General features: G+C 64.5%; 11 protein-coding genes. 2 read left to right on the top strand and 9 right to left on the bottom strand.

Annotated features, from left to right (window positions below):
* From L284_RS0123645 to pspF, 9 genes are all read right to left on the bottom strand, one after another.
* Positions 1-222: translation initiation factor IF-2 associated domain-containing protein (locus L284_RS0123645; protein WP_031341381.1), on the bottom strand; the 222-nt coding region annotated here is incomplete at its 3' end.
* A gap of 23 nt (positions 223-245) precedes the next feature.
* Positions 246-974 (bottom strand): DUF448 domain-containing protein, encoded by a 729-nt coding sequence (locus L284_RS26835; protein WP_021232354.1) that lies wholly within the window; start codon positions 972-974, stop codon positions 246-248.
* Positions 955-2574 carry a transcription termination factor NusA gene (gene nusA, locus L284_RS26830; protein ID WP_021232353.1) on the bottom strand — a complete coding sequence of 540 codons (1620 nt, stop codon included), beginning with the start codon at positions 2572-2574 and terminating at the stop codon, positions 955-957. Before nusA ends, L284_RS26835 begins: the two co-directional genes overlap by 20 nt.
* Positions 2575-2577: 3 nt before the next feature.
* Positions 2578-3138, bottom strand: a complete 561-nt coding sequence (rimP, locus tag L284_RS26825) for a ribosome maturation protein RimP (protein ID WP_021232352.1) — start codon at positions 3136-3138, stop codon at positions 2578-2580.
* 374 nt (positions 3139-3512) lie between these two features.
* Entirely contained in the window at positions 3513-3833 is a 321-nt protein-coding gene (locus L284_RS0123640) for a JAB domain-containing protein (protein WP_021232351.1), read from the bottom strand.
* Between the two features lie 26 nt (positions 3834-3859).
* Positions 3860-4363 carry a hypothetical protein gene (locus L284_RS26820; protein WP_021232350.1) on the bottom strand — a complete coding sequence of 168 codons (504 nt, stop codon included), beginning with the start codon at positions 4361-4363 and terminating at the stop codon, positions 3860-3862.
* A 30-nt stretch (positions 4364-4393) separates the two neighbouring features.
* The gene (locus tag L284_RS26815; RefSeq protein WP_021232349.1) at positions 4394-4714 is read right to left on the bottom strand and encodes a hypothetical protein; all 321 of its coding nucleotides are present in this window, start codon (positions 4712-4714) and stop codon (positions 4394-4396) included.
* 65 nt (positions 4715-4779) lie between these two features.
* Positions 4780-5328, bottom strand: a complete 549-nt coding sequence (locus L284_RS26810; protein ID WP_021232348.1) for a helix-turn-helix transcriptional regulator — start codon at positions 5326-5328, stop codon at positions 4780-4782.
* Positions 5329-5419: 91 nt separating this feature from the next.
* Entirely contained in the window at positions 5420-6502 is a 1083-nt protein-coding gene (gene pspF / locus L284_RS26805; RefSeq protein ID WP_021232347.1) for a phage shock protein operon transcriptional activator, read from the bottom strand.
* 156 nt (positions 6503-6658) lie between these two features.
* Between pspF and L284_RS26800 the strand changes: the two genes are divergently transcribed.
* Positions 6659-6868: a hypothetical protein gene (locus tag L284_RS26800; protein ID WP_021232346.1), complete on the top strand. Its 210-nt coding sequence runs from the start codon at positions 6659-6661 to the stop codon at positions 6866-6868.
* Positions 6865-7734: a phage shock protein PspA gene (gene pspA / locus L284_RS26795; protein ID WP_021232345.1), complete on the top strand. Its 870-nt coding sequence runs from the start codon at positions 6865-6867 to the stop codon at positions 7732-7734. The genes L284_RS26800 and pspA overlap by 4 nt, the downstream gene beginning before the upstream one ends.
* Positions 7735-7798 lie beyond the last annotated feature (64 nt).

The following is a 7798-nucleotide window of genomic DNA, read 5'->3' as shown; positions in this document are numbered from 1 at the left end:
CGCTGCGGCCTGCGGAGCCGGAGCGGCCGCCGGGGTCGCGGCAGGAGCCTCTGCGGCGCCTTCCGATCCCGGCTTGCCGAGCACCTTGCGGCGCTTCACTTCGACTACGACTTTGTTGGTCCGGCCATGGCTGAAGGTCTGCTTGACCTCACCCGCTTCCACGGAACGCTTAAGCCCCAACGGCTTGCGGCCCAGGGTCGGTTTGTTGTCGGTCTCGCTCATAACTATCGTCGTGCCCTTCAGTCTCAATTCGTCGCTTCGTGCGCGGCGCTGCGTGCCGGCCCGTTGCCACCATCCATACCGTCCCCGTCCGTCTCGGTGCGGGGCTGCCCCTGGAAATGCAGAAGGCGCTGCAGTTGCGAAGCGACTCGTTGAGCCGCACCGCGATCGTTCAGCGCCAAGTGAACGACGTTGTCGCGGCCCAATGCCACAGACAGCGTCTCTCGGTCCAGAGGCAAGCGTATGCCCTTCAGACCGCTTCCTTCCGCCTCGCTCCCGACTCTCCAGGCCTGGTCGAGCTTGCGCGAGCCGTCTTCGCTCGCATCGGCGGCATGGGCAAGCCATGTGACCCGGCCTTCCCGCGCGTTCTGCGCGATCCGGTCGGACCCCATGAGCAGCTTGCCCGATTTCAGTTCGAGGCCCAGCCGGTCGGTCAAGGCGCGGATCAGCGCCTGTTCGATCCTGTCGGCAAGGTCATCGGGAATGGTGAGCGCAGCACCCTTGTAGGCGCGCGCCATCGCTCCCTTTAGTTTGCCCTTCTCGAGCGATTTTTCAAGAGTGTCGCGAGAAACGCCGATCCACGCGCCGCGCCCGGGGGCACGCGCGTGGATATCGGGAAGGACCAATCCGTCCGGCGCGATCGCCAGACGGATGTAGTCTTCACGCGCACCGGTCTCCCCGGAGAGGATGCATTTCCTCTCCGGCCCGGTGCCGTCGATGTCGGAGCTTACGCGCTCATTGCGAGGATTCCGCATCGGCGGCCTCCTCGGGTTGCGGTTCGTCCTCGAACCAGTGGGCACGCGCGGCCATAATGATTTCGTTACCCTGCTCTTCGTTCAGGCCGTACTCGCCGAGCACGCCGCCCTTGTCCTCGTCGCGTCCACGGCGGTTCACCGTACCGTCGCGGCGGCGCTGCTCGGAGCGCTTCTTGGCGATCAGCTCGTCGGTGGCAAGGTCCGCCAGATCGTCGAGCGTCTTGATGCCCGCCTTGCCGAGCACCACCAGCATTGCCTCGGTGAGGTGCGGCAGTTCGGCCAACCCGTCCTCGACGCCGAGTGCACGGCGTTCCTCGCGGCTCGCCTCTTCGCGGCGATCCAGCGCTTCCTGCGCGCGGCTCTGGAGTTCCTCGGCGAGTTCCTCGTCGAAGCCTTCGATCGCGGCCAGTTCGGTGGCGTCGATATAGGCGACTTCCTCCAGCTCGCTGAAGCCTTCGGCCACCAGCAGCTGCGAGAGGGTCTCGTCGACGTCCAGCTCTTCCTCGAACATCTTCGAGCGCTCGGTGAACTCCTTCTGGCGCTTCTCCGAAGCCTCGGCCTCGGTCATGATGTCGATCTGCGAGGCGGTCAGCTGCGAGGCAAGGCGCACGTTCTGGCCGCGGCGACCGATCGCCAGCGACAGCTGGTCGTCGGGGACGACGACTTCGATGCGGCTTTCTTCCTCGTCGATGACGACGCGGCTGACGGTCGCGGGCTGGAGCGCGTTGACCACGAAAGTCGCGGTGTCCTCGCTCCAGGGGATGATGTCGATCTTCTCGCCCTGCAGCTCCTGCACGACGGCCTGGACGCGGCTGCCCTTCATGCCGACGCAGGCGCCGACCGGGTCGATCGAGTGATCGTTGCTGATCACGCCGATCTTGGCGCGCGAGCCCGGATCGCGGGCAGCGGCCTTGATCTCGATCACGCCGTCGTAGATCTCAGGCACTTCCTGCGCGAAGAGCTTCTTCATGAAGTCCGGATGGGCGCGGCTGAGGAAGATCTGCGGGCCGCGGTTCTGGCGCTCGACGCGAAGGACCAGCGCGCGAACGCGCTCGCCGACGCGAGCGGCTTCGCGCGGGATCTGCTGGTCGCGGCGGATCACACCCTCGGCGCGGCCGAGGTTGACGATCACATGGCCGAATTCGACGGACTTGATGACGCCGGTGATGACTTCACCCGCGCGGTCCTTGAATTCCTCGTACTGACGGTCGCGCTCGGCATCGCGGACCTTCTGGAAGATCACCTGCTTGGCCGACTGCGCGTCGATGCGGCCGAGGTCCACCGGGGGCAGCGGGTCGACGATGAAGTCGCCCAGGGCGGCGCCCTTCTGGAGCTTTTCGGCCTGCTTGAGGTCGACCTGCTTGAAGTAGTCCTCGACATGCTCGACCACTTCGACGACGCGCCACAGGCGCAGGTCGCCGGTGCGCGGATCGAGCTTGGCGCGGATGTCGTTTTCCGCACCGTAACGGTTGCGGGCCGACTTCTGGATAGCTTCTTCCATCGCCTCGATGACGATCGACTTGTCGATCATCTTCTCCGAAGCGACGGAGTTCGCGATCGCGAGCAGCTCGGCGCGGTTGGCGGAAATCGCACTGGCCATGGCTTAGTCTTCCTGTTCCTCGACAATCTCGTCGGCCCCACTGGTGTCCAGCGGGCGGGTTGCTGCGATCAGCTTGTCCGTGAGGACCAGCCTTGCGGAATGAATGTCGCCGAGTGGGAAAGTCACCCGGCCGGATTTCTTGTCGTCGACCGTGACCTGATCGCCGTCGATGCCGACCAGTTCACCGGTCAGGCCCTTGCGGTTGCCTTCCACGGGCGCGGTCAGGCTTACCTTGACCTCGTGCCCGGCCCAGTTGGCATAATCCTTTGGACGCGTGAGCGGACGATCGATGCCGGGGGAGCTGACTTCCAGGCGATAGGCCTCTTCGATCAGCGTTTCGCCGGCTTCTTCCAGCGCATCCATGCGATCGGAAATGCGATGAGACAGTTTCACGCACTCATCGATCACGAGCTGGCCGGTAGCCGGGTTCTCCGCCATGATCTGGAGCGCAATCTCGTCGTCGCCCACTTCGCTCTTCCCGAAGATCCGCACGCGCACGAGATCGAATCCCAGGGCCTTGACCTCGGGTTCGATGACTTCGGTAATGCGTGCAATGTCGGCCAAGCCGTATCTCCGGTAAATTCGAGCTCTTTGGCAACGCGGTGTCGTGCCGGCCCCTTCCGGCGCCAGCCCGAACCTTGTTTCACCAATGTCGGGATGAGGCGCAAATAAGCCCATCGCCGGTAAATTGCAAGAGAGGAGTCTTGGAGTCTTCAGTTGGGTGCGCGCGTCACATTCGGGACGAGCCTGCCTTCGACGGACGTCCAAGGCGCACTCAGCAAACGACTCGGGCTGCTGCCGCACAGAAACGGGCGGACGTCCGTTTTTTGCCCAGACGACAGTTCGGATAAAAAATGCAGGCCGGGCGAGTGTTCGGGTGGGGGGGGCTCGCCCGGCCTGCAGCCGGCGGAGGAGGCCTCTCGCCGGCAAGTTTGGAGTCACGTCACGGCGCGACTCAGCAGTCCGGCCCGTCGCATGGAGACCGCACTGCTTCCTCCGACCACCAGGTGGTCGTGAAGCTCTATTCGCGCGGCCTGGCACAAGGCCGAAAGCCGCCGCGTGGCGATGACGTCGGCCCTGCTGGGCTGCGGATCGCCGGAAGGGTGGTTGTGCACGAGCACCAGGCCGACGGCCCCATGCTCCAGCACGCGATTCAGAAGCGACCGGCCACCGGTCTTCACCGCGGTTTCGCAGCCGGTCGTGCAGGCAACCTGGCCGACCAGCCGGCCCTCCTCGTCGAAAGGCAGTTCCAGCATCATCTCACGCCGCAGGCAGCCGAGATGGGTTACCAGCGTCTCCAGGACGCTTCGCGAGAGCGGGCGGATGCGACTGCAACCCGGGACCAGTCCTGCCACGAGGGATCGTCGCCATGCCGCCGCTCGCGCCAGAGATGCAGGATCGTACCGATCGCAATCGCCGCCAGCGCCAGGAAAGTCGGCGTTCCCCGCATGACCGCATAGACCGTCGGCGGAATTCCGATATCGGCCCAGCGGGCGAAGTGCGCGCTCAGGCTGAGCAACTGCAACGAGGTTGCCCATAACGGCCATATCCTCCGCGCCTGGAGGGCAAGGACGCCGAAACCGACCGTCCCCACCGCATCCGCCATGAGCGAGGTGGGGTCCACGCTCCTGAAGCTGCTGGGCAGCACGCTTTCTCCGCCGAACTGCACGAGCACCATCGCCAGGACGACACCCGCGCCGCAGCGCTCCGGCGCGCCGCCCCGCCAGAAGGCAAGGACCAGCGCGATCACCAGGAGCAGGAAGAAAGCCAGCTGTTCAGTATTGCCCAAGAGCGCTTCCCACGTCGAACGAGCCGCGGATCAGGCCGCGATTTCGGAGAGCACTTCGTGCTCATCCTCGGCGTTTTCCGGGCAGCGGATCGGAATGTCCATCGTTTCGGCCAGCTTCGACAGGTCGCTATGCGCACGGACCAGTTCCGAACGCGCCTCGATCAGGCTGCGCTGCATGGCCGCCACGCGCGCCATCGGCCGCTGCGTGCTGTGCGCCTGGTCGACGATGGCAAGGCGGCCACGGGCGATCTCGACCATGAGTTCGCTGGCCTTGGCAAGCAGTTCGTCCATGTCGTTTTCCACCGACTGGATGCTCCGGGTAATCCGCATTCCGACGATATCGGGTGTCATAATCAGTCGCCTCCAACGGCAAATCCGAGATCGAAGGCTTTCGGCCAGGATCGGCGGTCATGTCGCTATGAGAGCAGCTTTCCCAGCGTCTCCGCGATCGCCAGAGTGGCCGCAAGGGTCACTGCCGTGATCAACGCCAATACGAAAACGGCTCCTACGCGCCCTGCCCTTCCGAACTTCGCATCGAATGCCTCCAGGCCCGTCGGCTGCGCGATCCGGGTTTCGAACCAGTCCGACTGCCTGGCCATGGGAGCCATGGGGCGGGCATCGGAGAGAACGAAGACCGGGTCGACCGACAAGTCCTGGTCGCTCTCTTCGCCCTCATCTGGCTCGGCGTCGACACGGGAAAAGCCATATGTGGATTTGCCACATAGTTCGAGAAGCTGGCCGTAGAGGCGGGCCGTATCCTTGCGATTGACGGTGCCCCACTTGTCTCGCACGCCGTTGATCCGCTGGTCGACGGTATTCGGCGCAATGCCGAGCTCGCGGGCGATTTCCTTGGTGGTACGATGCATCAGCAGCCGGTCGAGCACTTCGACCTGCTTGGGCGTCAGGTTTTCCAACAGTCCTGTCGCTTCGGAAGTGTCGGTTATCTCTCGCACATCGGCCCTCATTCGCGCCTCCCGTGCACTATAACGGCAAATCTCTCTAGGAGAAATTATAGAGAAAACCGCTCCGGCTGTTTCCTCACCGCGATCTTAATCTTCATCGTTCACGGTGGTTTGCTTGGGAAAACTGGCCATCCGGATCGAGCTGGGACTTCTTCCCGGCCTCCGAAAGACGGTGTTTTTTCATACAATGGCGCAACTGGTCATACGTGAGTCCGATCGCCCCGGCCGCGCGCCGCTGGTTCCAGCGATGCCGCTCGAGCGCTTCCACCAAAAGCCCCCGCTCGTAGGCCTCTACGGATTCGCGAAACCCATGCCCCGGCGACAATGGCGGGATGGGCCGAATCGTTGCGGACGCCTCCTCAACGCGCTCCAACGGCGCGGGCGCTCGTGCGGGAACCGGCTTCCAGGGATTCTCGAACGGATCGAAGACGATCTCGGCGATGGCCGCATGCTCGTTGGCCCAGCGGTAGACCGCACGCTCGACGACGTTGCGCAGTTCGCGGACATTGCCGGGCCAGTCGTGGGCCTCCAGCACGGCCATGGCTTCGGGCGTGAAGCCGGGCCAGGTATCCCATTCCAGTTCGGTGGCCATGCGCCGTCCGTAATAGTCGGCCAGTTCGTAGACATCGCCTTCCCGCGCCCGCAGCGGCGGCAGGTTGATGACCTCGAAGCTCAGGCGATCGAGCAAGTCCGCCCTGAAAGTGCCTTCCTCCGCCATGCGCGGCAGGTCGGCATTGGTGGCGGCGACTACGCGCACGTCGACCTGGACCGGGCGCGAAGCCCCGATCCGGGCGATCTCCCCGTATTCGATCGCGCGCAGGAGCCGCTCCTGCGCCGCCATGGACAGAGTGCCGAGTTCGTCGAGAAACAGCGTGCCCCGATCGGCTTCCTCGAAACGCCCGGCCCGCGCCCGCATGGCCCCGGTGAACGCTCCGGCCTCGTGCCCGAACAGTTCCGCCTCGATCAGCGTCTCCGGCAGGGCGGCGCAGTTCATGGTGATGAGCGGCTCGCCCCAGCGCGGTGAAAGGTGGTGGAGGCGCTGGGCGATCAGTTCCTTCCCGGTACCACGCTCCCCGATGACCAGTACCGGCCGGCGCACGGATGCAGCCCGACTGGCCCGCTCCACGGCATCAAGGAAGGCGGTCGATTGACCGATGAACTGAACATCCCTTTCCATCGCTAACTATTAGCGACTTTCACCATTCATTGGCAATTCATCATTTTGGATGGGCGGTAGCAGGCTTCTGAAACGACGGAAAACTGGCACTTCCCAAGTTTGGCACACCCCTTGCGATGACTAGGGAAATTCACGAGACCTCAGAGGAACACCACGATGTCCTTCCAGAACGCCAGCATCCTCGCCAGCCACCAGAGCAAGCAACCGGCCCATGGCCGCGAGCGCAGCAAGCTGGACTGGGCGATCATTGCCGCCGTGCTCGCGATGGGTACGCTGAACCTCTTCGCCATGAGCGATCGCATCGCGCCGTCCGCCCATGCCGCGTCGGCGCATTCGTCGCCCGCATGCGGGGCGCCGCTCCAGTGAGCAGGCTCGACGCGGAAATCGAAATCCTGCAAACCTCCGCGCAGGATGCTCCGCCCTTTCAGGCCGCCCCCGCCTTTCAGACCGGACGCGCCCGCCCGTTCAATCCCGGCTCCGGCGAAGGCACGTTTCGCTTCAGCCAGGCCCGCAAGTTCAATCCCACCTCGATCAAAGGAAATGCCAGGATGGGTATCTTCTCCCGCACCCGCGACATCATCGCCGCCAACTTCAACGACATGTTGGACAAGGCCGAAGATCCCGGAAAGATGATCCGCCTCATCATCCTGGAGATGGAGGAAACCCTGGTCGAAGTGCGCACCAGCAGCGCGCGCACCATCGCCGATCAGAAGGAACTGCGCCGCCACGTCGGCAAGCTCAACCAGCTTCAGCACGACTGGGGCGACAAGGCCCAGCTCGCGCTCAGCAAGGACCGCGAGGATCTGGCCCGCGCCGCTTTGCTCGAAAAGAAGAAGGCAGGGGACATGGCCGAGCAGCTTGGCGCCGAGATCGCCGTGCTCGACGATGCCCTGCGCGCTTACGAGGAGGACATCGAGAAACTCCAGAACCGCCTGCGCGAGGCCCGCAGCCGCCAGTCCTCGATCGCTGCTCGCTTGCAGAGCGCCGAGAATCGCGTCAAACTGCGCACGCTGCTGTCGAGCGAGCGCGTGGACGAGGCCCTGGTACGCTTCGACCAGCTCGAGCGGCGCGTCGACTATGCCGAAGGCCGCGCCGAGGCGATGAGCCTGGGCGACAGCCGCCAGCCGACGCTCGCCGAGGAAATCGCCGCGCTTCAGGACGGTGATACGATCGATGCCGAACTTGCCGAGATGAAGCGTGCGATGAACACGGGCAAGCCTGCATCTGAATGACCGGGACACCGGGTCTTCCGACCCGGAATCATGAAGGGGGCCCGGCCAGGTCCGGGCAGCCCTG

The sequence above is a fragment of the Novosphingobium lindaniclasticum LE124 genome, from assembly GCF_000445125.1.
Classification (GTDB): Bacteria; Pseudomonadota; Alphaproteobacteria; order Sphingomonadales; family Sphingomonadaceae; genus Novosphingobium; species Novosphingobium lindaniclasticum.
The sequence above is the reverse complement of the archived record's forward strand: the minus strand, read 5'-3'. Positions and strand labels throughout refer to the sequence as shown.